The organism is Martinezella miluonensis (assembly GCF_900094545.1).
GTDB classification, from domain to species: domain Bacteria; phylum Pseudomonadota; class Alphaproteobacteria; order Rhizobiales; family Rhizobiaceae; genus Rhizobium; species Rhizobium miluonense.
Map to the genome: position 1 here is coordinate 143,527 of NZ_FMAH01000007.1, position 26,610 is coordinate 170,136.

Genomic DNA, 26,610 nt, shown 5'->3' on the forward strand with positions numbered 1-26,610 from the left:
ATGGGAAGGTCAAGTGACGTCAAACAAAAAAATTGCTATTGACCTTCCCATCGTTGGAAGCCTGATCCTCCGCTCAACTCAAATTTTTTTTGGAACGAGAAAGGAGGCGGCTATGAATGCTCTCATTCGAGCGACAGGCACGTCCGCTGCAATATCACTCCCGATCGAGGGCATGACCTGCGCATCCTGCGTAGGTCGCGTTGAAAAGGCCCTGAAGGCTGTTCCCGGCGTCGAGACCGTGTCGGTCAACCTTGCTACCGAACGAGCCAGCATCACGACAAATGCCACTGTCGACCGCGCCACGCTCGTCGCGACCGTCGAAAACGTGGGCTATTTTGTGCCCGCAAGATTCGCCGCAGCCGCCGGCTCCATTGAACTCTCGGTGGAAGGAATGACATGCGCGTCCTGCGTGGGCCGCGTCGAACGTGCCCTGAAGGCCGTTCCCGGCGTCACGCAGGCGGTGGTCAATCTGGCAACCGAACGCGCGACGATCCAGGGATCGGCCGATGTGGCAACCCTGATCGCGGCGATCGAAGATGTCGGCTATGAGGCAAAGGTGGTCGCCGCCGCTGTTGGCGAGACCGAAGACGAAAGTGCCGAACGCGCCGAGAAGAAGGAAGCCGAACGCCGCGAACTCACCCGCGATTTCACCGTCGCCGCGGTGCTGACCGCGCCAGTGTTCCTCATGGAGATGGGAGCTCACCTCATTCCAGCAGTGCATGGCCTCATCGAAGCTTCGATCGGCATGCAGTGGAGCTGGTATATCCAGTTCGCGCTGACGACGCTCGTGCTCTTCGTTCCCGGCATCCGCTTCTATGACAAGGGGCTTCCGGCGCTGTGGCGTCTTGCCCCCGATATGAACTCGCTGGTCGCGGTCGGTTCGCTTGCGGCTTACGGCTATTCGCTGGTAGCGACCTTCGCGCCAGGCTTCCTGCCGCCCGGCACGATCAATGTCTATTATGAAGCCGCAGCTGTTATCGTGACGCTCATCCTGCTCGGCCGCCTGCTCGAAGCTCGCGCCAAGGGGCGGACATCCGAGGCGATCAAGCGCCTGGTCGGCCTTCAGGCCAAGACCGCGCGCGTTCGTCGCGACGGGAAGACGGTCGATCTGCCGATCGGCTCGGTCGTTGCCGGCGACATCGTCGAGGTCCGCCCCGGCGAGCGGGTTCCCGTCGACGGTGAACTGGTCGAAGGCGAGAGCTATGTCGATGAATCGATGATCACCGGCGAGCCTATTCCGGTGTCCAAGACGGTCGGCAGCGAGCTGGTCGGCGGCACGGTCAACCAGAAGGGCGCCTTCGCATTCCGCGCGACCGCCGTAGGCGGCAACACGGTGCTGGCGCGGATCATCCGCATGGTCGAAGAGGCACAGGGTTCCAAGTTGCCGATCCAGGCCATGGTCGACAAGGTGACGATGTGGTTCGTGCCGGCGGTCTTCGCTGTGGCGGCACTAACTTTTGCGGCCTGGCTCTACTTCGGTCCGTCGCCTGCCCTCACCTTCGCGCTGGTCAACGCCGTCGCGGTCCTGATCATCGCCTGCCCATGCGCCATGGGCCTTGCGACCCCGACCTCGATCATGGTGGGCACTGGCCGAGGTGCGGAATTCGGCGTGCTGTTCCGCAAGGGTGAAGCCCTGCAGCTGCTCAAGGATGCCAAGGTCGTGGCTTTGGACAAGACGGGCACCCTGACGGAAGGTAAGCCAACGCTGACTGATCTGGAACTGGCAGCCGGCTTCGACCGGACAAGCGTGCTGGGCCTGGTTGCGGCCGTCGAAGCCAAGTCGGGGCATCCGATCGCTCGCGCGATCGCGGAGGCGGCGGCTTTGGAAGGTGTGGCGCTGCCGACCGTGTCCGACTTCGAGTCGGTGACAGGCTTCGGCGTGAAGGCGAAGGCAGGCGGCAAGCGCATCGAAATCGGCGCGGACCGCTATATGGCCGAGCTTGGGCATGATGTGGCCGGATTCGCCGCGGTCGCCGAGCGCCTGGGCAACGAGGGCAAGTCCCCGCTTTACGCGGCAATAGATGGCACGCTCGCAGCGATCATCGCGGTCGCGGATCCGATCAAGGAGACGACGCCTGCCGCGATCAAGGCGATGCACGATCTCGGCCTGAAGGTGGCGATGATCACCGGCGACAACGCCCGCACCGCCAAGGCTATCGCAATACGGTTGGGCATCGACGAGGTCGTGGCCGAGGTGCTGCCGGACGGAAAGGTCGATGCGGTTCGCCGCCTCAAGGGCCAGTATGGCAAGATCGCCTTCGTCGGCGACGGCATCAACGATGCGCCGGCGCTTGCTGAAGCTGATGTGGGTCTCGCCATCGGCACAGGCACGGATATCGCCATCGAGGCGGCCGATGTCGTCCTGATGTCGGGAAGCTTGCAGGGTGTGCCGAACGCCATTGCCTTGTCCAAGGCGACGATCGGCAATATCCGGCAGAACCTGTTCTGGGCCTTCGCCTACAACACGGCTTTGATCCCGGTTGCGGCGGGCGCGCTCTACCCGACCTTGGGCATCCTGCTCTCGCCGGTCTTTGCTGCCGGTGCCATGGCCCTGTCGAGCGTCTTTGTGCTGGGCAATGCGCTTCGGCTCCGCCGCTTCAAGATCGCCAACTGACAATCAGATACAGCCGGTCCTTAACGGGCCGGCTGCTCTACCCAAGGAGACTATGCATGAATATCGGAGAAGCAGCGAAGGCATCGGGCGTTTCGGCCAAGATGATCCGCTATTACGAACAAACCGGCCTCATTCCCGCGGCCGGCCGAACCAATTCGGGCTATCGCGACTATTCCGGTACGGATGTTCATATGCTGCGCTTCATCCGCCGGGCACGCGATCTCGGCTTTTCGGTCGCCGAGATCAGTGATCTGCTCGGGCTTTGGCGCGACGAAACCCGGCAGAGCGCCGAGGTCAAGCGCCTAGCGCAAGGTCATGTCCATGAGTTGGAGAGGAAGATCAAAGATCTTCAGGACATGGTTCACACGCTGACTGTCCTCATCAACTCCTGCCGGGGCGACCACCGCCCGCATTGCCCGATCCTCGAAGGTCTTGAGTCGGATCAAGACAATGAGGCTGCGTCGATCCAACCTCGCGCCGGTGCCGTTGATCGCTCGCTGCGGTAGTAGGGCAGCTCCGCAATGGGTTTCACATCGAAGGAGATCTGCAGGATAGAAACAGCAGTCGCAGAGGCATCCCTAGGAACTATGCACTTGTCCCACCATCTCCGCCCTTAGCTGCGAATGCTTGTAGTGCTCCAGCTATCCACCGATAGCATCCCTCAAGGCGGCCCTGAACTTCAAGCCGCCGCTGTGCGCGTTTCGATCCAACGGCGATAGCGCCGGGCGCGGCAACGCGTTCCCAGTTGCGAGAGGACCAGCGCCCACGTAGGCGACACGTTCGGGGTCGTGCCCTGCCGCCGGCTGAGGCGGGTCAGCTGGTATTTGACGGCCGCCATATGCGCCGTCGAGGCAAGCTGCTTGTTCTTCCAGGCAATGGGCCTCAACGCCGGAACATCCGCCCGGCCGCTGCGCCAGTTGCGTGGCAGGCCCGGCTCGATCGCAAGTGCCGTGGCAATCCCGGCCATCGCGACGCCGCTGTCGACGACCTTCTCGGCAATCTCCCGCCTGCGGATGCCTCCCGTCACCATGAGCGGCATGGTCGCCACCTTCGCGATATCGCGGGCGAAGTCGAGGAAATAAGCCTCACGGGCGAGGGTGCGCTCGTCGCGCGCCGAGCCCATCATCGCAGGCGCCTCGTAGCTGCCGCCAGAAAGCTCGACGAGATCGACGCCGAGGGTGCCGAGCATCGTCACGACAGCCTGCGCGTCCTCTGGCGAAAAGCCGCCGCGTTGGAAATCGGCCGAGTTGAGCTTGACGGCCACCGCAAAACCGGGCGTGACCGCAGCCCGGATGGCCCGCACGATGTCGAGCAGCAGGCGTGCGCGGTTCTCAAGGCTTCCACCCCAGCGGTCTTGCCGACGGTTCGTCAGCGGCGAGAGGAACTGGCTGAGAAGATAGCCATGTGCCGCATGGACCTCGACGCCGGTAAAACCCGCACGCTCCGCAAGCATCGCGGTCTCCACGAAACGGCGCTCGACCTCTGCGATATCGGCAAACGTCATCTGGCGCGGCACCGGAAACTGCTTCGATAGCGCGCCGATATCCACCGCAACCACCGAGGGCGCCAGTGTCTGCTGACCGAGCGCAGCCGGCATCTGCCGGCCGGGATGATTGATCTGCATCCACACCTGCGCACCATGCGAACGTCCAACCGCAGCCCAAGCCTTGAAGCGATCGAGATACCGATCATCCTCCAGCACCACGCCGCCGGGGCCAGTCATTGCACGCGCATCGACCATCACGTTGCCGGTGATGATCAATCCGGATTCGCCATCGGCCCATGCCTGATAGAGGCGGAGCAACTCTCCGGAGGGTGCATGGTCGTTATCGGCCATGTTCTCTTCCATCGCAGCCTTGGCGATGCGGTTGGGGATGACGGCGCCATTGGGCAGTTTGAGCGGAGAAAACAGGGACATGAGGGGTCTCCAAAGATTGATTTGAAGGCACCATAACCTTTGAGTTAAGTTTAAGGTCAAGCGGGTTTCCGTTGAGGATTGTCGACCATGAATATCGGGGAACTGGCCAAACGCACCGGCCTCAGCAGTTCACGCATCCGCTTCTATGAGCGGGCTGGTCTCCTGACGACGGTCGATCGCGGGCCGAACGGCTATCGCACCTATCCGCCGCAGGCCGTGCTCGTGCTCACGCTGATAACGACCGCACAGAATGCGGGCTTCAGCCTGGAGGAAATCCGCAGGCTGCTACCCTCCGATCTGGAGCGATGGCAACACGACGGACTGCTGGAAGCGCTCCGCCGCAAGGTGGCGGATATCGAGGCGCTGGAGGCCCGGCTTGCCGAAAACAAGGCGCAGCTTGTGTCGCTTATCGCAGACATCGAGGCAAAGCCGGACGACATCGACTGCGCAACCAATGCGCGCCGGGTCCTCTCACGCGTGGTTGGACAAGAGACGGAGAGCCACCTCGAGGGCGCTGGTGACATCAAGCCGACCGGCAAGGCGAGCCGTCGTTGGCAAACGAAGGCCGGTTAGGTGTCACAGGTAAGGGAGCAAACGAATCTGCACGCAGCACCAGGACAGTTGCACGACCGGCGTTATCCGACTCACTACGCTCCTCCCCAAAAGTCAGCCGCCGATGCCACGAATGCATAGGCGGCATTGAGGAAGACCTATTTATCTGCCAAGCGACGGCCTAAGCACCTAGCGGGATGGTGCCAGCACAAAATCGTGGTCGACTTTCCAGAACTTGCCGTCAAAGCCAAGCTCTTTGGCGCGGGCGTGATCATCCACGAGCTTGAATTCGGCAAGCAGGCTCTCCTTGACGCCGAACACCGCATCGGAATGGATGTAAGGATCGTCGGGATCGAAGATATGGGTCGTCAGCGTCTCGAAACCGTCCGCCTTGATGATGTAATGCAGGTGAGCAGGGCGGTAGGGATGACGGCCGAGTGCATCGAGCAACTTTCCAACAGGCCCATCGTCGGGAATCGGATAGTATTTCGGCTTCACCGCCCGGAACCAGTAATGTCCGTCCTTGCCGGTACGAAATATACCGCGCAGATTGAAATCGGGCTGGATGCCCTTCTGTTGGACATCGTAGAAGCCTTCATCATTCGCTTGCCAGACATCAAGCACCGCGTTTTCGATCGGCCTGCCCTCGGTATCGAGGATGCGGCCGCTGATCACCATGTCCTCGCCCTTCTGGTCGAGGCAGATATTGGCGCCCATGGGAAGCTCCGGCGCATCCGCGACATGGAAGGGACCGAGGACGGTGCTCTCCGAGGCGCCTGACGGTTTGCGATTGTTGATCGCGTCGACCAGCATCGACACACCGAGCACATCCGACAGCAGGATGAATTCCTGCCGCCAGTCCGTGCAGGTATGGCCGGTGCGGGTGAGGAAGAAGATAGCCTCCATCCATTCGTCCTGGGTCGGCTCCAGCTCCTTCACCGCCTCATGCAGCTTGCGGGTGACGACCTCCATCACCTGTTTCAGCCGCGCATCCCTGGCGTTGGCGTTGCGGCCGGTAACAACCTCGACGGAGTTTTCCTCGGTGAAATAGCCTTTTTCTTGCACGCTCATTGTTGCCTCACAGATCCAGAATTGTCGTCAGCACGCGGCGAAGCTCGCGCTCCGGGTCGTCAGCGGCCGCATCGGAACGCCAGGCGACATGATGGTCCGGACGCACGAGCAGCACGCCGGAATCTCTTATGTCCCGCGCCCGCGCCCAGTCTCCAGTCAGGTCTTGCCATTCCTGTCGCGGACCGATCTTGTGGGCGGCGATTGGCAACTTCAATTCCTTCGACAACGCTTTTGCCGCCGCGATCCAGCCGTCGCCGCCGATGCCGGTCAGCACCGTGAAAACACCGTGACCGGTAAGATCGAGGCTTGATACCCTCTCGCCGCTATCGCTGAACAACCAGGCATGCGGCAGCCGTGCGCCCGGCCAAGTAGTCGGCTGAAAATGCAGTTCCGCATCCCTCTCGAAGGCCGGTTCCGGCTGTCCGTCCTTGACCACGGCATTCGAAGTGTAGCGATGGTTCATTTCCACGCCATGTGCGTCGAACTCGTAGACCTTATAAGCAATCGCCTCGCGGATTGCCGTGCGCTGACGCTCAGCATCGGCCGTGTCGTCGCAGCGCGCATCCATGTTCTGCTGCATCTTCACCGGATCGACGGAATCGAGCAGACCCAGCGACTTGAAGATCGGACCGAACTCCTCGATCGATTTGTTGGCGCGGGTGACGATCTGCTTGGCGATCGGCGCACGTTCGGCCTGGTAGCTATCGAGCAGGCCAATGCCGGCCTGACCTCTAAGGACCATGGCAAGCTTCCAGGCAAGGTTAAAGCCGTCCTGGATCGAAGTGTTGGAGCCGAGGCCGTTCGAGGGCGGATGGCGATGGGCGGCATCACCCATGCAGAACACCCGGCCGTTCGACATGGTGGTCGCGTACATGTTGTTGACGGTCCAGGTGGAGACGGATTTGATCTTCGGCTTGAGATCGGCAACGCCCACCAGTTCGCGCACGACCTTGGTGGCGAAAGCGTCGTCGACCTGTGGCGCCGGCTGGTTGATGTCATAGCCCCAGACAATCAGCCATTCGTTCCACGGCCGCACCATACGCACCAGGCCCATGCCGATGCCGCCGACATCGGCACCGGGCTGCAGCACCCAATAGAGCACCGACGGCCGATGGGCGACGTAGCGCGAGAGATCGGCCTCGAACAGGATGTTCATCGAGCCGGCGACGCCCATCTTGCCTTCGAAGGTCAGGCCCGCCTGTTCAGCCACCTTGGAATTGCCGCCATCCGCGCCGATCAGGAATTTCGAGCGGATGGTCAATTCCTTGCCGGTCAGCCGATCGAGACAGGTCGTGGTGACGCCTTCCGCATCCTGGACATGGCGCACATACTCCGTCGACATGCGAGCCTGCGCCCCGCGCGAGCAAGCCGTCTTGAACAGCAGCGGCTCCATGTAAGTCTGCGGCAGGTCATTCATATGGGCAGGCGATGAAAGAAGGTGCTCGGCGCGCGAGAGTGGATGGTTGCCCCAGCTCTGCATGCGGCCGATCTCCTCACCGGCGACCGCCGTGCAGAAAACGTTCTGTCCCATCAGATCCTGCTCGACCGCGAAGAGATAGGCCTCCTCCTCCACGTCGCGACCGAGATCGCGCAGAACCTCCATCGTGCGCTGGTTGGTAATGTGCGCGCGTGGCGTGCTCGCCAGCCAGCGATAGCGGTTGATCACCATCGGCTCGAGACCGTAGCTAGCAAGCAGCGCTGCCGTCGCCGAGCCGGCGGGTCCCGTGCCAATGATCAGAACGTCGGTGGTGATGTCAGCCATTTGGCCCTCCCTTTTCATCATGCAGGACAGGTCCGCCCTTCAGCAGGCGGCGGACCGGAAAAAGTTCCCAGCCGGTACGGCTGGAGATGAGACCCCAGAGGCCCCGTGGTGCAAACAGCATCGCGACGATGGCCAATGCGCCCAGAGCCAGCAGATACCAGGAGCCGTAGCTCGAAAAGGCATTCTGCAGCAGGAAGAAGACAAGCACGCCGACGAGCGGCCCTTCGATGGTGCCGATACCGCCAATGACGACGATGAAGACGACGTAGGCGGTCCAGTCGGTGAGCGAGAAAGCAGCATCGGGGGAAATGCGCGCCTTTTGCAGGTAGATGAGCGCGCCGACCATGCCCGTCACGAAGGCGGTTGCCAGATAGACGACGATCTTAAGCCGGCGCGCGTCGACGCCGAGCGCGCGTGCCGCCGTCTCGTTATCGCGCACGGCGGCAAGGCCAAGCCCCTGTTTGCTGCGCAGCAGCCTGTAGATGAAACCGATCGTCAGCGCCGTAAGTGCTAATGCCAGCCAATAGGCAAGCGCATCGGCCGCGGCGGCGGAGCGCATGCCGAACCAGTTTTGCAGCAATGAAATACCCAGCATGTCCTTGGTGGCTTCGCGCGGCAGCGACGTGCCCGTTCCGCCGCCGAGCATCTTCCACTGGGCGAAAAGCAGCCGTCCGACTTCGGCGATGACCCAGGTGCCGATCGCGAAATAGGGGCCGTAAAGCCGGAAGGAGAAGAAAGCGGCCGGCGCGGCGATCAGCATTGCGAAGAGCCCGGCCAGTGGAATGGCAAGGATCGGGTCGACACCGGCGAGAATGACGAAGCCGAACAGCGCATAGGCGCCGCAGCCGACGAAGAGCTGCTGTCCCACAGAGATCAATCCGGCATAGCCGGCGAGCAGGTTCCAGCTTTGCGCCAATGCCAGCATGGTCAGGATGAAGAAGAGATCCTGCACGACGCCGCGCGACATGACAAAGGGGGCAGCCGCCAGCACGGCCACTGCGACGAGCGAAAGGATAGCGAAGAGGCTGGAAAGCCGCGTTCGTGTTTCCACTCGCCAGCCTGTAGGCGCTTCCATTTGGGTCGACATTGTTTCGAAACCTGGAGTCATGGCCGCCTCAATCCACTGCCCGAGGGAAAAGACCGCGCGGCCGGAAGAGCAGCACGAGCAGGAAGGCGATATGCCCGGCAAGGATCTGCCATTCGGGATTGATCGCCGCTCCCATCGTCTGGGCAACTCCCAGGATGATACCGCCGGCAAGCGTACCCCAAAGCGAGCCGAGACCGCCGATGATGACAGCCTCGAAGGCATAGATCAGTCGTGCCGGCCCTGCCGTCGGATCGAAATTCGCGCGCATGCCGAGATAGAGCGCCGCGACAGTTACGATCATCATCGCAAGCCCTGTGGCAATGGCGAAAATGGAATTGGGCCGGATGCCCATCAGGCTCGCCGTGACAACATCATCCGAGGTGGCGCGGAAGGCGCGACCGAGCTCGGTGCGGTAGATGAGCTGGTTGAGTCCGACGATGACGAGGACGGCCGAAGCAAAGGTGAGGAGCGGCATCAGGCCGGCACTGACGCCGCCAAATTGCAGCGAGGCCGTCTCCAAAGCACCTGCAGAGATACGCCGGCTGTCGGCTGTGAAGCCTTCCAGAAGTCCGTTCTGGATCACGATCGACAGACCGAAAGTGACGAGCAGCGGCGGCAGAATGTCCTTGCCGAGCGTTCGATTCAGCAGGTGATATTGCAGCAGCCAACCGACGGCGAACATCAGCGGTGCGGCGATCAGCGCAGCCAGGAAGGGATTAAGCCCGAGGAAGGAGACAAGCACCAGGATCAGGAAGGCCGCCAGCACGATGAGATCGCCATGAGCGAGATTGACGAGTCGCATGATGCCGAAGACGAGGCTCAAGCCTGCTGCAAACAGCGCGTAAAGGCCACCGAGTAGAACACCTTGCAGAAGCGTATCAAGCCAGTTCATGGGTGTCCGCTCCAAAATAGGCCGCATGGATGTCAGCGCGATCGAGTTCGGCCGGGCGCCCGGTCAAGGTGATGCGACCCTCCATCATGCAATAGACACGGTCGGCAACCTTCAGCGCCTGGGCGATATCCTGCTCGACGATGACGATGGCCGCACCTGCGGCCCGGATCTGGGAGAAGGCGGCGTAGATGTCCTTGATGATCACGGGGGCTAGACCGAGGCTCAGCTCATCGCAGAGCAGTACTTCGGGATTGGACATCAGCGCCCGGCCGATCGCGACCATCTGCTGCTGTCCGCCGGAAAGCGCGGTTGCCGGATTGCGGCGTCTCTCCTTCAAAACCGGAAACAGTGAATAGATGCTGTCGAGCGTCCAAGGTCCGGCGATCCGGCGGCCATAGCGGCCGATCTGGAGATTTTCCTCGACCGTCAGCGACGGGAACAGTTTCCGTCCCTCCGGCACAAGCGCGATGCCTCGGCGGACCACATCGGAAGCGGCAATCGCCCCGATCGGTTCGCCGCGATGCAGGACCATGTCGGGCCTGTTGGCGATCACGCCGGCAATCGAGCGCATGAGGGTCGATTTTCCCGCGCCATTGGCCCCGATGACGGCAATGGTCTCGCCGGCCTCCAGATGGAGATCAACGCCAAGCACAGCCTGGAAATCTCCATAGGAAGCCATGAGGCCGCAGGTTTCGATGAGGCTTGCCATCAGACTTCCATCCCCAGGTAGATCTCGCGCACCTCACTTGAGGCCATGATCGCGTCGGGCTCGCCGATGCCGATCACCCGGCCGAAATTCAGCACGAGAATGCGCTGAACCACCGCCGTCAGCGCATGCAGCACATGCTCGATCCAGATGATCGCAACGCCGCGTTGGTGAACCCGCTTGATGGTGGCGACGAGCTGACGGCATTCGCCTTCCGTCAGGCCGCCTGCAATCTCGTCGAGCAGCAGCAGCTTCGGCTGGGTCGCCAAGGCCCGGGCCAATTCCAGGCGCTTGCGTTCCAGGAGTGTCAGCGATCCAGCAGGCATGTTCGCCTTGGCGATCAAGCCGGTCTCGACGAGAATGTCTGCGCAAAGATCCGAGACGTTCCTCTCGGTCGCCTGTGCCCCAAATGCGCCGGCGACCAGCAGATTTTCATAAGCAGTCAAACGTTCGAAGGGCTGCGGGATCTGGAAGGTGCGGCCCATGCCCGCAAAGCAGCGCTGCATCGGCGGCGTGTGGGTGACATCACGCCCGTCAAAGCGGATCGACCCGCGCGCCACGGAGAGGTTGCCGTTGATCAGGTTGAACAGCGTCGATTTGCCGGCGCCGTTCGGCCCGATGATCCCAAGTGCTTCCCCCGGCTCGACCGAGAAGCCGATATCCTCGGCGACAACGAGCGCGCCGAAGGATTTCGAGACTCCGTTCAGTTCCAGTATGGGCATTGTCGTTCTCCCTGGAGACTGCCCGACCAAATGCCGGGCAGCTCTCCTCTCACGCCAGAGCTTCGAGCTTGCCGCCGAGCGGCACATTCGGCGCCAGCCCGTTTTCGACAACGACGAGATCGTAGCCGCCGCCCGATTTCAGCCGCCATTGGCCGCCGACCAGAGGCGTCTTGGCGACATTCTTCTGGGCAAATGGCGGAAGCTTTTCGCTGCCCCAGGCAATCGGGCCGACGAGCGTATCGAGCTTCGTTTCACCGATCGCCTTGGCGACCGCCTTGGCATCGCCTACATCTTCCGTCCGCTTCATGACGTCGACGGCGAGTTCGAACAGTGCGTGGGCAAAGCCGATCGGCTGCGTCCACGGGCGGCCGGTCGCCTTCGTAAAGGCAGCCGCGACCGCCGATGCGGTCTCGCCGGTCAACGACGACGTGAATGGATGCGTCGGGGTCCACCAGACTTCGGTCGAAAGATTGTGCCCGGCATTTCCCAGCGCTTCGACGGTCTGCGGGAAGAGAAGCGCCTTGCCGATCGAGGCGACCTTCGGCTTGAGGCCCTGCTGCTTGGCCTGGTTCCAGAACGTCGTGAGGTCGGGCGGAATCATCACCCCGGTCAGAATATCGGTGCCGGCCTGCTTGAAGGCGTTGATCTGCGCGGAAAAATCATCCGTGAGATTCTGGTAGCGGCCGGTATCCGTCAGCCCGTAGCCAAGCTTTTCGAGGACTGGCGGGAAACCGACGACCTTGTCGCCCCAGGCATTGCCGTCGCCATCGTTTGGAAACAGACCGCCCACCTTCTTGTTCGTCTCAATCTGGCCCCACATGCCGGTGAAGACCGCGATAATGTCTTCCAGACCCCAGAAGAAGTGATAGGCATAGTTGAACGGCTTCCACGAGGCGGGGTCGCCCGGATTGCCCTGCTGGCCGATGAACCAGGGTTGCCACGGCGCGACCGTCGAAATGCAAGGCATCTCCTCGCCCTCGCATGTGGTGGAGACCGGATTGGTCGTTTCCGGTGTCGAGGAAACCAGCATCAGGTTGATCTGATCGTCGACGATCAGTTGCTTTGCCACTTCTGCGGCCCGGTTCGGGTTCGACTGGCTGTCCTTGACCACGACCTCGTAGTTGAAGCCCTTTGCCTTCGTGGTCGCCAGGAAGGCATCGATGACGAACTTGTCGGCTTCGCCGAAGGCGGCGAGCGGCCCCGTCTGCGGGCTGACATAGCCGAGCTTGATCGCCGTATTCTTGGCGATCGCAGGCATGGCCAGGCCCGAGGTTGCGAGCAGCGCACCGCCGGCAGCCGTCGTCTTCAGAAAGTCGCGTCTCGTGAACATGCTTCCTCCCCTCATTGTCTCTCCTCCCAAAGAGTGCGCCCACGGGCGCCTATGTCTCAGTCCTTCGGCCGCCGGCCCTCCCATGCGTCCTGCAGAAGCGTGCGGATCGACTCCCGGTCGATCGGTCGCGGGTTCCAGTAGGGATTCTCGACGGCGACCGAAGCAGCACGATCGAGATCGGCCTCCGTCAGCCCGAATTCCTTGAGCGACAGCGGCGCACCGATCGCCTTGGCGAAATCCCAGAGCCCGCCGCCAATCGAACCACCGAAAATACCGGCTGCTTCCGCCAGTTCCGGCGCTGCGGCATCTGCGTTGAATGCAGCCGTGTGCGGCAGCATCACCGCATGGGTTTCGGCGTGCGGCGTATCGAAGGAGCCGCCAAGCGTGTGGCAAATCTTGTGATGCAGTGCCATGCCGACGGTGCCGAGCACAGAGCCGCAGAGCCAGGCGCCATAAAGCGCATCGCTGCGAGCCTCCGCATTTTTCGGATCATTCACGATAACAGGCAGGCTTCGCGCAAAGGCCCTCAGGCCTTCCAGCGCCATCAGACTCGAAATCGGATTGCGATCCCGCGCATAGAGCCCTTCGACGGCATGCGCCATGGCATTAAGGCCACTCGTCACGCTCATCGCGACCGGCAGCCCGAGCGTCAGCGAGGGGTCGTAGATGACGATTTCCGGCAGAATCCTGGCATCGCGCACCGTCGTCTTCCGGCCGCCTTCAGTCTGCCCAAGGATCGGCGTGACCTCCGATCCGGCATAGGTCGTCGGAATGACGATCTGGAGAAGATCGGTGCGGTAGGCAATCGCTTTGCCGAGCCCGGTGGTCGATCCGCCACCGAGGGAAATGACGCAGTCCGCCCCTGTTTCCGCCACCACCTTCATCGCCGCCTCTGTAACCTCGACGGGCGTGTGCATGGTCGCACCTGAGAAGACACCGCAAGCCAGCGAGCCGATCTCAGAGGCCAATGCCTCCGCATCCGCCTTCTGATGCGGCGTCGCGAGCACCAAAGCCCGCTTGCAGCCGACTTTCGCTATCCATTCCGCCACCTTGTTGCGGCTGCCGACGCCGAAGACGATCTGGGCTGAGCTACCTGCAAAAGAAAAATCTTGGGTCATCCTACTCTCCCCGGCTTTGTCCGCACCATGACGAAGGTGAGGTTGACCGCCTTGGCACGCTTTCCGTCGATATCGACAGGCTCGAAGCGGGCGACGAGTTCGGGCCGCACGCCAAAGAGCGCGTCTTCGCCAAGATGCGGGTCGCTCGCATCGTAGATATGGGTCGTGATCGTCTCGAAACCCCTCGCCCGAATGACGAAGTGCAAATTCACAGGACGGCGCAGCGGATAGCCAGCTTCGGCCAGCAGCCGCCCGACAGGTCCATCGTCCGGCACGCCATAGCCTGACGGCATTACCGAGCGATAATGGAAGCGTCCGTCAGCATCCGCGCGGAAAAGGCCGCGGAGATTATGTTCCGGCTGGAGATCGGGCTGCTGGTTTTCATAGAAGCCCTCACCATTGGCCTGCCAGGTGACGATTTCCGCACCGGCAATCGGCAGACCGTCCAGATCCTCTACCCGCGCGGAGACCATCAGCGGCTCGCCGACGCCGTCGAGCGAGATCGAGGAGCCGGAACTCCGCTCCGGCGCATCGTTACGAAAGAATGGCCCGCGAATGGTATTGGGCGTTGCTGCCTTTGGACGCCTCGAATTGATCTCCTCCACCAATGCCGACGCACCGATAAGATCAGACAGAAGCACCCATTCCTGGCGCCTCTCATCCGAAGCGTGTCCCACCTCGGTCAGAAATGCGATGACCTGACGCCACTCGTCCTGGGTCGGGCGGAACTGCTTGATGAGATCATGCACGTGGGTCACGACGGCAGCGAGCAGTCGCGGCAGATTGCCGTCGCCATTTGCGGAAAGCCGGTCGGAGAAGACCTCCGACGACGTCGCCTCGCTGAATGTGAGCGCCTTGGCATGCCCCGCCATGCTCATCCTCCAAAATCCGCTGTGCAGGTTGAAGGCACATTAGCAGCAGAAAGAACATGGATTGATGATTTTGTTGCGCATCAGTATAACGGATCGTTATGAAATTCGACGAACGCCACCTTATTCAACTTGCTGCGGTCGTGAAGACGGGCGGCGTGACGGAGGGTGCCGCCCTGCTGGGATTGGCGCAACCGGCCGTTTCGCGTACCCTTTCGATGCTGGAAAAACGCGTCGGCGAGCCGCTCTTCATCAAGGGTCGCCGCCCGCTGCAGCCGACGCCGCTCGGCCTGTCCTTGGCCGAGCACGGCTTGGTCATGCTGGCGGCTTCGCGCAAGGCATCCGATCTCGTCGAAAGTTTCAGGGTGGGCAAAAGCGGTGTCGTGCGGATCGGCGGCACGCCCTTCTTCATGGATGCGCTGATCACCGGACTGTGCGCCGAATTCCAGGCGAGCCATCCGGATGTGCGCATCGACCAGAGCTATGGCTATTTTCCGGACCTGCGCGCGGCGCTCAAGGCTGACCAGATCGATCTTGCGATCTGCCCGATCGACATTCTCGACGAAGGATCCGGGCTCGAATTTCAACAGATTCTTCCCGGACGCAATGTCGTCGCCTGCCGGATCACGCATCCGCTGCTTCTCAAGCGCCGGCCGCAGCCGAGCCACCTTCTCGACTATCCCTGGATCGCGCCGCCGCCAGGCAGCCCGCTGCTTGCGGATCTGCGCGCCCTGCTGCTCTCATTCGGCGCAACCGAAATCAAGATCCGCTTCTCAGGCGGGTCGCTCATGAGCGTGATCAACTATCTGAAAGCCGCGGATGCCTTGACGATCATGCCGCATAGCGTCGTATTTGCGCAGCGCAAGGAAAAGACGATCACCGCACTGCCGATCACGATTCCTCACCCGGAGCGCGCGCTAGCGATCCTCAAGCGCATCGACGCCCCGCGTGCGCCCGCCGTCGATCAATTCGCGGAATTCGTGCGCACCGGTTTCCAGGACCTTCGCCATCTCATCAAGCGCCATGAAGAGGCCGTGATCTGGGGAATTTGAGCAATAAGTGTGGAGCGGATAGTCCCTGGAAGGGCTCAATCGCCAAATCGGGCCCATCCGAGGAATGATGAACGGCGCGCTGCCGTCACTTCACCGTGATGCTCATGCCGCTGATATCGGCGTTGATTTGCAGGCCTACCTGCCTGCCTGAGAGTTCGAGCTGGGCTCCCTTCTCATTGGTCATGACGATGACCTGGGCTCCTTTGCCGACGGCGCCGCCACCGCCCGCGGCTCCGTAGACCCCCGTTACATCTCCGGCGCGGCGAATGTGGCGAACGGCGCCTTGGAAATAGGTCTTGGAAGCCCCGAAGGCGAGGCCGCCAGAGATGCCGCCGATCGAGACGGGATAGTGACGGCCATGAAAGGTCAGCGTGCCCTCGCCTCCGGAGCCACCGACGAAGAAGGCCGCCTTGTAGACGGCGAAGCGGATCGTACCGCTATCGGCATGCGCTGCGCCGGCGAGGCTTACTCCCGTGGCCGCGATGACGGCAAACGCGACTGAACGAAATCTGGACGAAATCTTCATGATGCGAACTCCTTAAGAGCGCCGCTTACCCAGGGTCGGCCGGGCACGTCAGCGTCGGATCAAACTTACCATAGAACAGTTTAGCGCCCTCATTAGTTCCAACCACGCGAACTGAATCTGCATGCGGGAAGGCCGCCACGAGCCGAGGACGCACAGCAAAAATCTAGCGAGCATCGATCCAAATGCGGCATCTGCGATATAACCAGATGCGCGCAAGATCCCCTCTATCGGCATCAGCGCTAATGGCCAGCGAACCACACAAACGGTGCTTCAAAGCTTGACTACCGTCTTGCGTGCGATCAGGCCTTGCGGAGCAAAGAGCAACACGGCGATGACGAGTAGGATGGTGAAGGCGTCGCGGTAGCTGAGCAGGCTTTCCGGCAGATATGCCTGCAGAAAGACCTCTATGAAGCCCAGTAGGAAGCCACCCGCGACCGCCCCCGACAGGCTGCCGAGGCCGCCGATGATCGCGGCGATGAAGGCCTTGAGAACAGGCAGGAAACCCATCAGCGGATCGACGCTGCCGCGCTGAGCCACCCAGAGAATGCCCGCAACGCCTGCCAGAAGGCCCGAGATCGCAAAGGCCGTGGCGACGACGGCATTGGCGCGAATGCCCATGAGGCGCACGATGGCGAAATCCTCGGAGGCCGCGCGCATGGCCCGGCCAAGCACGGTGGTTCGCAGGAAAAGGTTCAATCCCGCCAGCATGATGAAGGTCACCAGGATCGAGATCCCCTGGATGATGCCGATATGCAGTCCTGCGATCTCGATCGTGCCGGAAAGGCTCATCGGCATCGGGACGGGCTTCGGGCGCGCCGAAACGAAATTCTGGAAGAGCACGCGCAGGATGGCGCTGACGGCAAAGCTGGTCAGAAGCAAGGTGGTGCCGCTGGCGCCGCGAACCGGCCGGAAGGCCGTGCGCTCCATCATAAGTACCAGCACGATCGCGACCGCCAATGCCACGACAATTGCCACCCCGAAAGGCAGGCCGACGATCAGCGCAAAGCAGAGGCCGTATCCGGCCGCCGTCATGAGCTCGCCGTGGGCGAAATTGATCAGGCCCATGATCGAAAAGACGACGGCAAGACCAAGCGCCAGAAGCGCGTAGGTGCCACCAAGGCTGAGCGCGTTGACCAGCTGCTGCAGAAACATGTCCATGAGATGAATTCCCTTTTGCCGGTCAAGCGCCCAGATAGGCGCCCTGGATTTCGGTGGAATTGCGAAGGTCGGCCGCAGTGCCGGAGAGCACGACCCTGCCATTGGCCATCACATAGCCGGCATCGGCGATCTCGAGCGAAAGAGAGACGTTCTGCTCCACGAGCAGGATCGTCAGCCCGCGCTCGCGCAGGCCCGAAATGAGTTCGAAGATCTGGTCGACGATCTGCGGTGCAAGACCGAGCGACGGTTCATCGAGCAGAAGCAGATCCGGCGAAGACATCATCGAGCGGGCAATCGCCAGCATCTGCTGCTCGCCGCCGGACAGCGATCCCGCCTTTTGATGCAAACGCTCCTTCAGGATCGGGAAGCGCGACAACATGTCTTCGCGCACGGCATCGATGGCCCCTCTCCCCTTATGCATCGCGCCGCCGAGGAGGAGATGCTCGTCGACGCTGAGGCTCGGAAAGATGCGGCGCCCTTCCGGCGTCAGCGTCATGCCCATGCGTACGATCGTCTCCGGCGGAAGCGCTGAAATATCCTTGCCGCCGAAAGTCACTTTGCCGGCCTTCTTCGGCGCGAGGCCGACAAGCGCGTTGAGCGTCGAACTCTTGCCGGCGCCATTGGCGCCAAGCAACGTCACGATCTGCCCTTTGCGAACCTGGAGATCGACGCTCTTCAGAGCCTCGACCGGGCCATAGGCAACCTTTAGCCCGCTAACATCAAGCAAGGGGTCCTGGTCGGAAATTCTACTCATCATCATCGGGCAAATCCTTGCCGCAGCCTCTGCGCCTGAGCCATAGAACGAATTCATTCCGGCGACATGCCACCGGCAAAGCGCCGGGGGCATGTCGTTCAGATCACGGAGAAGGAACATCCGCGGCGTTCGGCACGCCCTGGCTGACCAGCGAGCGCTTGCCGCCGTCAATGCGGACCAGCGAGACCGAACGCAAGGGCATCCCTTTGGTGCCGGCATAGGTAATGGCGCCGGTCACACCCTTTACACCTTCGAGAGAGGCGACGGCATCGCGGATAGCGGTCGGTTCAATGCTGCCGGCCTTGGTGACGGCTGCCTCGATGACCTTACCGAGATCATAGCCATTCGCGATGTAGACCGTATCCGGATCCTGCCCGGACTTGGCCTTGTATTTCGCATTGAAAGCCGCAAGCGGGCTGCCCTCGACGGCAAAGCCGGCGGTGGTGAAGACGACGCCGTCAACGAGCGGGCCAAGACCAAAGGTGGTGGGCGAGTCGATGCCGTCGCTGCCGAGGATCGGCGTGTTGACGCCTGCGCCGCGCAGCTGGCGTATGAAGGCCGGGAAATCAGGCTCATAGGCAGCCGTCATGATGACGTCGGGCGCGGGGTTCAGAGCCTTGATCTTCGTCACCTCGGCGCTGAAGTCCTGTTGGCCCATGCTGAAGGTGCCCTCGCCGAGGAGTTCGCCGCCCTTAGCCTTGAAGCTCGAGGCAAAATATTCCGGCAGCTTCAGCGTATAGGCAGTATCCGGAGACTTCAGGATATAGGCTTTCTTGAAGCCCTTATCCGTGGCATAGCCTGCCAGGACGGCGGCCTGCACGTTGTCGGCGGGATAGTTTCCGAACATATAGTCGCCGACAGCCAGCGGCATGGTCGGTGTCGTCGCGCAGAACGAGAAGGCCGGAATATGCGCCGCCTGCGTGATCTGGCCGGCTGCAATCGAAGGATCAGCATCGCAGGGCGTGATCAGGATGCTGATGCCCTGATCGACAAGTTCCTGCGCGACGAGAGCGGTCTGCCCCGCATCGGAGCGGGTATCCTTCGCAACGAGCTTGATCGGGAACTTGCCCGCAACGCCGCCGGCAGCGTTGATCTCGTCGACCGCCATCTGCAGACCTTTGAGCGACGGCTGGTCATAAGGCTCGAGAGTGCCGGTCTGGGCCGTGGCCAGCCCGATCACGAGATCGTCAGCCAGGGCCGGTAGAGCCATGGTGCCAAACACGCTTGACAGGAACAGAACCTTCAATGTCGACTTCATTATTATTCTCCTCTGGATTGTTATGCTGTCTTGCCGCTGGTGTGCGGATCGAGATTGAGTAAGGGCGCCTCGGTCTTGGATGGCTCGTGCTTTGCAGCCGAGCGGCGGCGGCCGATATAGGCCTCGATCACGGCAGGATTCGACTGGATCTCGGCCGGCGTACCGATGGCGATCTGCTGACCCTTGTTCAGAACCACGACGACATCGCACAGGCGCATGATGAGCTTGAGATCGTGCTCGACCACGAGGAGGCCGAGGCGGTACTTCGTGCGGATCCGGTCCAGCACGGCCATCAACTCCATCGTCTCTGCCGGGTTCATGCCGGCTGCCGGCTCGTCGAGCAACAGATAGCGGGGCTTCAGCGCCAGGGCGCGGGCGATTTCGAGACGCCGTTGCGCACCGTAGGAGAGTGTCCCCGCCAGCTGGTCGGCAACGTCGCCAAGGCCAACCTCAAGAAGCGCTTCGCGGGCAAGATCGACGGGATCCGCGCCATCGCGCGCTATCGCGCTTGCGGCGACTGTGACGTTTTCCAGCGCAGTCAGGTTCTTGAAGAGACGGATATTCTGGAAAGTGCGCGCAAGGCCGGCAATCGGCACGCGGTGAACCGGCAGCGAAGCGACATCCATGCCACCGATGGTCACCCGCCCCGTCGAAGGCGGCACGACGCCTGAGATACTGTTGATCAGGGTCGATTTGCCGGCGCCGTTCGGGCCAATCAGGCCGGTGACGAGGCCCGGGCGGACTTCGAAGTTCGCATCCTCGAGCGCGACGAGCCCGGAAAACCGCTTGCCGACATTTTCCACGCGCAGCACGTCGCCTTCAACGCTGGATGCTTCCGTTGTGGCGGGCTTGACAGCAGGCCGCACCTTCCCGGCAGCCAGGCGCTTTAGGAATGGCAGCTGCTCGTCGATCTCACGCACGCCGAGAAGGCCGTCCTGCAGACGATACATCACAAGCAGGATCGCCAATCCGATGCCGATATCGGTCAGACCGAAGACGGTCGGCAGGGAAAAGAAACCGAGATCGACGCCGCCTTCGAGTTTTCTGAGCAGCTCGACGATCACCATGATGACCGCCGTGCCGATGACAGCGCCGGAAACGGTCGTGATGCCGCCGAGGATCAGCATGGCGAGCAACAGGAAGGTCAGGTTGAAATAGAAATCCTTCGGCGAGAAGGCACCGATGAAATGACCGAGCAGTACCCCGGCCGCCCCGGACAGAACGGCCCCGAGAACCCAGGCGAGGAAGCGGTGCAGCCGCACATTCACGCCGACGGCGGTGGAGGCGATTTCGTCTTCACGCGAGGCGCGCAGCTTCATCCCCGCGCTTGAATCGCGGTAGATGCGCGCAATCGCCACTGCAAGGATCGCGAACGGCAAGGCCATCCAGATGTTCACCGCACGCGGTATCCCGAAGAAGGTCTGGCTGCCGCGGGTGAAATCGCTCGATGCAACAAGCACGACATGGACGATCACCAGAAAGCCGAGCGTGCAGATCGAGGCCGACGATCCGGCAAGCCGTGCCACCGGAATACCGATTGCAATCGCCACCAGCGCCACAACGACCAACGCGACGAGAAGCGCTGGAATGAAAGGCATGCCCCACCCCGTCGCCCATGCAGGCAGATGCGGCAGGGCTGTCTTTTGTATGATCGGGCTGATGGTCAGCAGCCCGGCGGAATAGGCGCCGATCGCCATGAAGCCGGTGTTGCCGAACGAAATGATACCGGAATTGCCGCTGTAGACGGAGGTACCAATGACGGCGACGACGTAGATCAGGAACAGCGTTACCAGCCGTTCGCCACCTCCCGGAAAGAGGCCTGGCGCCACGAGGGTCGCAATGACCAGGGGGAGCACCGTCGCAACGATCCCGACGACGGTCCCACGCCTTATGCGCACCATCAGAATTCTCCCGATTTTTTAGGCCCAGGTTTTTTGGGCCGTTCCCGCAACAAACGTTAATCGAGAAAATCAATATGTCAATCTTGTTTCAATTTCTGTTGACTGATAGCAAGGATGTAACAAAATGAAGATTAGCGAACCAACGCCGATCACAGGGGGAGATAGGAAGTGACCATTCGAGATCGCCTCACAGAAGGGGGCATCGATTTTACCCGAGCCGAGCTCAAGATCGTCAGGCAGTTGCTGTCGAACTATCCGGCGGCGGCCCTCAACACTGTTGCCAACCTCGCCTCGGCGGCCGGCGTCAGCAACCCGACGGTCGTGCGCTTCGCCAACAAGCTGGGATACGAGGGCTATGCAGAGCTGCAGGCCGCGCTGCTGGGCGAAGTGCAGGAACGAATGAGCTCGCCGCTGTCGATGCTCGACACCCGTAAACCTTCGCTCGAGCAGGAAAACTTCTATCAGTACTTCATGCGCGCCAGCATTCACGCGCTCGAATCGTCGATGCATATGCTGCCGCCCGACGATTTCGAAGCCGCGATCGATGCGGCAGCCGACCTGAACCTGAAGGTTCATTGCCTGGGTGGGCGCTTCAGCGGCTTCATGGCCGGACTTCTCTGGGCCCATATGAAGCAGTTGCGCCCCGACACCCGCTGGATCAACGGCTCGCAGGCCGATCAGGTCGATCACCTGGTGGATTTCGGCAAGCGTGACGTCCTCTTCGTCTACGACTATCGACGGTATCAGATCGACACCATCCGCTTTGCCAGCCAGGCGGCAAAGCAGGGTGCGCGGATCGTGCTTTTTACCGATCGTTGGCTTTCGCCGATTGCGCAGTTCGCCTCCGTCACCCTGACGGCAACCGTCGATACGGTGTCGCCCTACGACACGATGGTCCCGGCCATCGCACAGACCGAAGCCCTGATTGCCGGCCTTACGGCCCGGCTTGCAACGCAATCGCGTCAACGGATCGAACGCATGGAAGAGCTGCGTCGCAGCTACGCCATCACCGAGGACGCCTACACGACAACGGTCGGCAACGGGACGTGAGATCCCGCGATAACGACGAAACAGAATTTCCTTTGGAGGACAGACATGGCCATGATTGAAGTGCAATACGGCAAGGATGTGCTGCGGCGTGACAGCGCCTACGAACCCGGCATGACCAGCGTGCTTTTCGTCGACATGCAGCGCATCTGGTGCGAGCCGAACCTCGACCCGACCCATCCGCAGGATGCCGCCAGCTACTATCACCGGCGCCTGCGCGATACGGTAGTCCCGAACCAGGTTCGTATCCTCAACGCGGCCCGCAAGGCCGGCTGCAACGTGCTGCACACGATCATCGAAAGCCTGACGCTCGACGGCCGCGACCGTTCGCTCGACCACAAGCTTTCCGACATGCATGTGCCGAAGGGTTCGCCGGAAGGACAGGTGATCGATGCGCTGAAGCCGATCGATAACGAGATCATTCTGCCGAAAACATCCTCCGGCGTCTTCAATTCGACCAACATCGATTACGTGCTGCGCAATCTCTATACGCGCTATCTCATCATTGCTGGCGTCGTGACGGACCAGTGTGTCGACATGGCTGTCCGTGATGCCGCCGATCGCGGATATCTGGTCACCGTGGTCGAGGATGCCTGCGCCACCTACAGCCAGGAACGCCACGAGGCCGCCCTTCGTGCCTATTCCGGCTACTGCTGGACGACAAACACCGAGACCGTCGTCCGCCGCCTTACCGCGCTCGGCCAGGCCTGATCGTTTCAAAAAGGGGAACAGCATGAACGACAGCAGCAACGGCAAGGCGCTCTCCGACCTGACGGAACTTGCGACCTTCGTCACGACAGACATTGCCGGCATCACCCGCGGCCGCAGCTTCGCAGCCTCCGATATCGAGGACTACCTGCGCAAGGGTGTCGGCTGGGTGCCGGCGAACCTCGCTTTGACGCCCTTCGACCTTATCGCCGATCCGAATCCGTGGGGTTCGGCCGGCGACCTGCGCCTGATGGCCGACCCCGCCAGCAAGGCGCGCGTAACCTGCCTGCCGGATGTCACGCCCCTGCATTTCTACCACTCGGATATTACCGACCTGAAGGGCGAGCCTTGGGATTGCTGCGTGCGCAGCTTCCTCAAGGCGACGCTTGCCGACTTCGAGAAGGAAGCAGGCCTGAAGGTCATCGGTGCGGTCGAGCAGGAATTCCAGGTGCTCGGCGCCGATTGGCCTGCTGCCCCCGCCTTCGGCCTGCGCGCCCAGCGCCGCGCCGAGCCCTTCGGCTCGCTGCTGATGACCGCGCTCAAGGAAGCCGGTGCCGCGCCGGAAATGTTCCTGCCGGAATATGGCAAGGACCAGTTCGAAGTCACCTGCCGCCCGGCCCCGGCGCTTGTCGCCGCCGACCGCGGCGCAACGATCCGCGCCGTCACCAGGGAAGTCGCCGCCCTTTTCGGCTGGAATGCCAGCTTCGCGCCGAAGACCGATCCGAACGGTGTCGGCAACGGCGTGCACCTGCATGTCAGCTTCACAGACCTCGACGGCAATCCCGTCACCTTCGACGCCTCCCGCCCCGGCCGGCTTTCCAAGGTCGCCGGCTCCTTCGCGGCCGGCGTCATCAAGCACCTGCCGGCGCTCGTCGCCTTCACCGCACCCTCCGTGCTCTCCTACATGCGCCTTGTGCCGCACCACTGGAGTGCGGCCTATACGTGCCTCGGAGAAAAGAACCGCGAGGCGACGCTACGCATCTGCCCCACGCTGGATCTGCCCGGCAGCAACCCGGCAAAGCAGTTCAACATGGAATACCGCGCCGCCGATGCTTGTGCGAGCCCGCACCTGTCGCTGGCGGTCGTGCTTCGCGCCGGGCTTGAGGGCATCCGCGCAGGACTTGAACAGCCGCCGCTGATCAACTCCGACCCTTCAGAATTCTCCCCGGAAGAGCAGAGGAAGCTTGGCATCCGCCGCCTGCCGTCGAGCCTTGCCGAAGCGCTCGATACACTGGCAGCCGACGAGGTGGTGACCGGCTGGTTCCCGAAGGACTTCCTCGATTGCTACTTCGCCATGAAGCGCAAGGAGATCGAGATCGTCGACGGGCTTTCGCCCGAAGACCTCTGCGCGCGCTACGCGACCGTCTACTGAGCAATGGACAGATCATGACGTCGACTAAGGTCATCATGCGGTCCGAGAGCCGATTGCAGCACGACCCCAGCCAGCCGCTGCTCGCCATCGACGAGCCGCCGCCCTATGCCGTGATCAATCCGGACGGGGCGTCGCCCTATCTGCTTCTCTGCGAGCACGCTTCCAACCGCATTCCGCGCGCTCTCGGCGAACTCGGCCTGCCCGAGGCCGAGCGCCAGCGCCACATCGCCTGGGACATCGGCGTCAGTGCGCTTTCCCAGCATCTCAGCCGCGCGCTCGACGCGCCGCTGTTCATGACCAACTATTCGCGCCTCGTCATCGACTGCAATCGGCCGCTCGGCGTGCCCTCGGCGATCCCGGAAATCAGCGAGACGACGGAAATCCCCGGCAATCTCGACCTGACGGACGCCGAAAGACAGCAGCGCATCGACACATTGTTCACGCCATTTGCCGACGCCGTCGCGCGCCGGCTCGACCACCTGCAGGAAGAGGGCAAGCGCCCGTTCGTGGTCGGCATCCACTCCTTCACACCTGTCTATTTTGGCAGGCAGCGCCCCTGGCATGCGGGCATCCTCTATGGCGAAGCCGCCGGTTTCGGCCAGACGCTGATCCGCGAGCTGCAAAGCGAAGCCACCCTCACCATCGGCGACAACGAGCCCTACAACATTCATCCCGACGAGGACTATACAGTACCCGTCCATGCGGACGACCGCGGGCTTCCTGGCGCGCTGATCGAGGTGCGGCACGACCTGATCGACACATTCTCGGGCGTTAGCGAATGGGGCGAGCGCCTCACCCGCTGTTTCGAGGCAGCCCTCAAGGAGCATGGCTGATGGCCGGAAATCTCTACGGGCGCGACGGGGCGACGATCGGCAACCTGCAGAAACTGCGGTTCTTCCCGCTCGCCGTCGCCGGCGGCAGGGGGCCGCGGCTCGTGGAGGAAGACGGGCGGGAGCTCATCGATCTCTCCGGCGCCTGGGGTGCGGCCAGCCTTGGCTACGGCCACCCCGCCATCGTCGAAGCCGTCTCCCGCGCCGTTGCCAATCCGGCCGGCGCGAGCATCCTTTCCGCCTCCAATGCACCGGCTGTGGCGCTTGCCGAAAGGCTGCTGGCAACCTTTCCCGGCCGGGGCGCGCATAAGGTCTGGTTCGGTCATTCCGGATCCGATGCCAACGAGGCCACCTACCGGGCGATCACCCGGGCGACCGGCCGCACCGGCGTCATCGCCTTCATCGGCGCCTATCATGGCTGCACCGTCGGCTCGATGGCCTTTTCCGGCCATAGCGTCCACGCCGATGCCGCAAAGGTCGACGGACTGATCCTGCTCCCCTATCCCGATCCCTACAGGCCTTATCAGGGCGACCCGACTGGCGATGCGGTCCTCGCGCTTCTGAAGGAGAGGCTGGCGGCCGTCCCGGCCGGTTCCATCGCCGCCGCCTTCATCGAGCCGATCCAGTCGGACGGCGGGCTGATCGTGCCGCCCGATGGCTTCCTGCAGAAATTCGCCGATATCTGCCGCGCGCACAGCATCCTCGTCGTCTGCGACGAGGTGAAGGTGGGGCTTGCCCGCAGCGGCCGCCTGCATTGCTTCGAGCATGAGGGCTTCGTGCCTGATATCCTGGTGCTCGGCAAGGGGCTCGGCGGCGGGCTGCCGCTCTCGGCCGTCATCGCGCCGGCCGAAATCCTCGACTGTGCCAGCGCCTTCGCCATGCAGACCCTGCACGGCAATCCGGTTTGCGCCGCAGCCGGCCTTGCCGTTCTGGAAACGATCGAAGCGGAAGACCTCGCGGCGGCAGCCGAGCACAAGGGCAAACTGCTGCGCGAGGGATTGGCCCGACTGGCAGAGCGGCATGCCCTGATCGGCGATATCCGCGGCCGCGGCCTTGCCTGCGGCGTAGAACTGGTCCGCAACAGGCAGAGCCGTGAACCGGCAAGGGCCGAGACGGCGAAACTCATCTACCGCGCCTATGAACTCGGCCTCGTCCTCTACTACGTCGGCATGAATGGCAACGTCCTGGAAATGACCCCGCCGTTGACCATGACAGAAGGCGAAATCAGCCAGGCGGTGAACTTGCTCGACCAGGCCTTCACCGAACTTTCCACCATTTCAGACGCAGTCATCTCGCAGTTTGCGGGCTGGTGAACAGCGTGCATACTCAGGGGAACAAATCAAGCTGGTCGCTCCTAGCGCAT

General features: G+C 62.2%; 24 protein-coding genes. 9 read left to right on the top strand and 15 right to left on the bottom strand.

The annotated features are described in order from the left end of the window. The first annotated feature begins 112 nt into the window (after window positions 1–112). Together GA0061102_RS09475 and cueR are read left to right on the top strand one after the other, a co-directional pair. Window positions 113–2,614 carry a heavy metal translocating P-type ATPase gene (locus tag GA0061102_RS09475; RefSeq protein WP_092846235.1) on the top strand — a complete coding sequence of 834 codons (2,502 nt, stop codon included), beginning with the start codon at window positions 113–115 and terminating at the stop codon, window positions 2,612–2,614. A gap of 56 nt (window positions 2,615–2,670) precedes the next feature. Beyond that, window positions 2,671–3,120 (top strand): Cu(I)-responsive transcriptional regulator, encoded by a 450-nt coding sequence (gene cueR / locus GA0061102_RS09480; RefSeq protein ID WP_092846237.1) that lies wholly within the window; start codon window positions 2,671–2,673, stop codon window positions 3,118–3,120. 173 nt (window positions 3,121–3,293) lie between these two features. Here the strand turns inward: cueR and GA0061102_RS09485 are convergent, their stop codons facing one another. Next, the gene (locus GA0061102_RS09485; protein ID WP_092846239.1) at window positions 3,294–4,532 is read right to left on the bottom strand and encodes an NADH:flavin oxidoreductase/NADH oxidase family protein; all 1,239 of its coding nucleotides are present in this window, start codon (window positions 4,530–4,532) and stop codon (window positions 3,294–3,296) included. 87 nt (window positions 4,533–4,619) lie between these two features. Here GA0061102_RS09485 and GA0061102_RS09490 point away from each other — a divergent pair, with 87 nt between their 5' ends. Further along, window positions 4,620–5,105: a MerR family transcriptional regulator gene (locus GA0061102_RS09490; RefSeq protein WP_092846241.1), complete on the top strand. Its 486-nt coding sequence runs from the start codon at window positions 4,620–4,622 to the stop codon at window positions 5,103–5,105. 168 nt (window positions 5,106–5,273) lie between these two features. On the opposite strand, the gene GA0061102_RS09495 is transcribed toward GA0061102_RS09490, so the two are convergent. The 9 genes from GA0061102_RS09495 to GA0061102_RS09535 are packed head-to-tail and all read right to left on the bottom strand — an operon-like array spanning window position 5,274 to window position 14,644. Beyond that, window positions 5,274–6,155, bottom strand: a complete 882-nt coding sequence (locus GA0061102_RS09495) for an intradiol ring-cleavage dioxygenase (protein WP_092846243.1) — start codon at window positions 6,153–6,155, stop codon at window positions 5,274–5,276. 7 nt (window positions 6,156–6,162) lie between these two features. Then, a complete protein-coding gene (locus tag GA0061102_RS09500; RefSeq protein ID WP_092846245.1) occupies window positions 6,163–7,917 on the bottom strand; it encodes an FAD-dependent monooxygenase in 1,755 nt (584 codons plus the stop codon). Next, window positions 7,910–9,025, bottom strand: coding sequence for a branched-chain amino acid ABC transporter permease (locus GA0061102_RS09505; RefSeq protein WP_092846247.1), 1,116 nt, complete (start codon window positions 9,023–9,025; stop codon window positions 7,910–7,912). The genes GA0061102_RS09500 and GA0061102_RS09505 overlap by 8 nt, the downstream gene beginning before the upstream one ends. 7 nt (window positions 9,026–9,032) lie before the next feature. After that, window positions 9,033–9,896, bottom strand: a complete 864-nt coding sequence (locus GA0061102_RS09510) for a branched-chain amino acid ABC transporter permease (RefSeq protein ID WP_092846249.1) — start codon at window positions 9,894–9,896, stop codon at window positions 9,033–9,035. After that, a complete protein-coding gene (locus GA0061102_RS09515; RefSeq protein ID WP_092846251.1) occupies window positions 9,883–10,605 on the bottom strand; it encodes an ABC transporter ATP-binding protein in 723 nt (240 codons plus the stop codon). The genes GA0061102_RS09510 and GA0061102_RS09515 overlap by 14 nt, the downstream gene beginning before the upstream one ends. Continuing rightward, window positions 10,605–11,324 (bottom strand): ABC transporter ATP-binding protein, encoded by a 720-nt coding sequence (locus GA0061102_RS09520; protein ID WP_092846253.1) that lies wholly within the window; start codon window positions 11,322–11,324, stop codon window positions 10,605–10,607. Before GA0061102_RS09520 ends, GA0061102_RS09515 begins: the two co-directional genes overlap by 1 nt. 49 nt (window positions 11,325–11,373) lie before the next feature. Next, window positions 11,374–12,654: an ABC transporter substrate-binding protein gene (locus GA0061102_RS09525; RefSeq protein ID WP_092846255.1), complete on the bottom strand. Its 1,281-nt coding sequence runs from the start codon at window positions 12,652–12,654 to the stop codon at window positions 11,374–11,376. A 56-nt stretch (window positions 12,655–12,710) separates the two neighbouring features. Beyond that, the gene (locus GA0061102_RS09530; protein WP_092846257.1) at window positions 12,711–13,772 is read right to left on the bottom strand and encodes a maleylacetate reductase; all 1,062 of its coding nucleotides are present in this window, start codon (window positions 13,770–13,772) and stop codon (window positions 12,711–12,713) included. Then, on the bottom strand, window positions 13,769–14,644 hold the full coding sequence (locus GA0061102_RS09535; RefSeq protein ID WP_092846259.1) for a dioxygenase family protein: 876 nt from the start codon (window positions 14,642–14,644) through the stop codon (window positions 13,769–13,771). Before GA0061102_RS09535 ends, GA0061102_RS09530 begins: the two co-directional genes overlap by 4 nt. 98 nt (window positions 14,645–14,742) lie before the next feature. Between GA0061102_RS09535 and GA0061102_RS09540 the strand changes: the two genes are divergently transcribed. Next, window positions 14,743–15,693 carry a LysR family transcriptional regulator gene (locus tag GA0061102_RS09540; protein WP_092846261.1) on the top strand — a complete coding sequence of 317 codons (951 nt, stop codon included), beginning with the start codon at window positions 14,743–14,745 and terminating at the stop codon, window positions 15,691–15,693. An 85-nt stretch (window positions 15,694–15,778) separates the two neighbouring features. Here the strand turns inward: GA0061102_RS09540 and GA0061102_RS09545 are convergent, their stop codons facing one another. From GA0061102_RS09545 to GA0061102_RS09565, 5 genes are all read right to left on the bottom strand, one after another. Continuing rightward, window positions 15,779–16,219 (bottom strand): lipid-binding SYLF domain-containing protein, encoded by a 441-nt coding sequence (locus GA0061102_RS09545; protein WP_092846263.1) that lies wholly within the window; start codon window positions 16,217–16,219, stop codon window positions 15,779–15,781. Window positions 16,220–16,489: 270 nt separating this feature from the next. Next, complete coding sequence (locus GA0061102_RS09550) at window positions 16,490–17,377, bottom strand: branched-chain amino acid ABC transporter permease (protein WP_245297955.1); 888 nt, start codon at window positions 17,375–17,377, stop codon at window positions 16,490–16,492. 22 nt (window positions 17,378–17,399) lie between these two features. Next, entirely contained in the window at window positions 17,400–18,137 is a 738-nt protein-coding gene (locus tag GA0061102_RS09555) for an ABC transporter ATP-binding protein (RefSeq protein WP_245297956.1), read from the bottom strand. A 97-nt stretch (window positions 18,138–18,234) separates the two neighbouring features. Further along, entirely contained in the window at window positions 18,235–19,389 is a 1,155-nt protein-coding gene (locus GA0061102_RS09560) for an ABC transporter substrate-binding protein (protein ID WP_092846265.1), read from the bottom strand. 20 nt (window positions 19,390–19,409) lie between these two features. After that, window positions 19,410–21,290, bottom strand: a complete 1,881-nt coding sequence (locus GA0061102_RS09565) for a branched-chain amino acid ABC transporter ATP-binding protein/permease (protein WP_092846267.1) — start codon at window positions 21,288–21,290, stop codon at window positions 19,410–19,412. Window positions 21,291–21,458: 168 nt separating this feature from the next. Here GA0061102_RS09565 and GA0061102_RS09570 point away from each other — a divergent pair, with 168 nt between their 5' ends. The 5 genes from GA0061102_RS09570 to GA0061102_RS09590 are packed head-to-tail and all read left to right on the top strand — an operon-like array spanning window position 21,459 to window position 26,560. Next, window positions 21,459–22,340: a MurR/RpiR family transcriptional regulator gene (locus GA0061102_RS09570; RefSeq protein WP_092846269.1), complete on the top strand. Its 882-nt coding sequence runs from the start codon at window positions 21,459–21,461 to the stop codon at window positions 22,338–22,340. Between the two features lie 45 nt (window positions 22,341–22,385). Continuing rightward, on the top strand, window positions 22,386–23,048 hold the full coding sequence (locus GA0061102_RS09575; RefSeq protein ID WP_092846271.1) for a cysteine hydrolase family protein: 663 nt from the start codon (window positions 22,386–22,388) through the stop codon (window positions 23,046–23,048). 22 nt (window positions 23,049–23,070) lie between these two features. Then, window positions 23,071–24,417 carry a glutamine synthetase family protein gene (locus tag GA0061102_RS09580; protein WP_092846273.1) on the top strand — a complete coding sequence of 449 codons (1,347 nt, stop codon included), beginning with the start codon at window positions 23,071–23,073 and terminating at the stop codon, window positions 24,415–24,417. Window positions 24,418–24,431: 14 nt separating this feature from the next. Further along, complete coding sequence (locus tag GA0061102_RS09585) at window positions 24,432–25,250, top strand: N-formylglutamate amidohydrolase (protein ID WP_092846275.1); 819 nt, start codon at window positions 24,432–24,434, stop codon at window positions 25,248–25,250. Next, window positions 25,250–26,560, top strand: a complete 1,311-nt coding sequence (locus tag GA0061102_RS09590) for an aspartate aminotransferase family protein (protein WP_092846277.1) — start codon at window positions 25,250–25,252, stop codon at window positions 26,558–26,560. Before GA0061102_RS09585 ends, GA0061102_RS09590 begins: the two co-directional genes overlap by 1 nt. The last annotated feature ends 50 nt before the right edge of the window (window positions 26,561–26,610 follow it).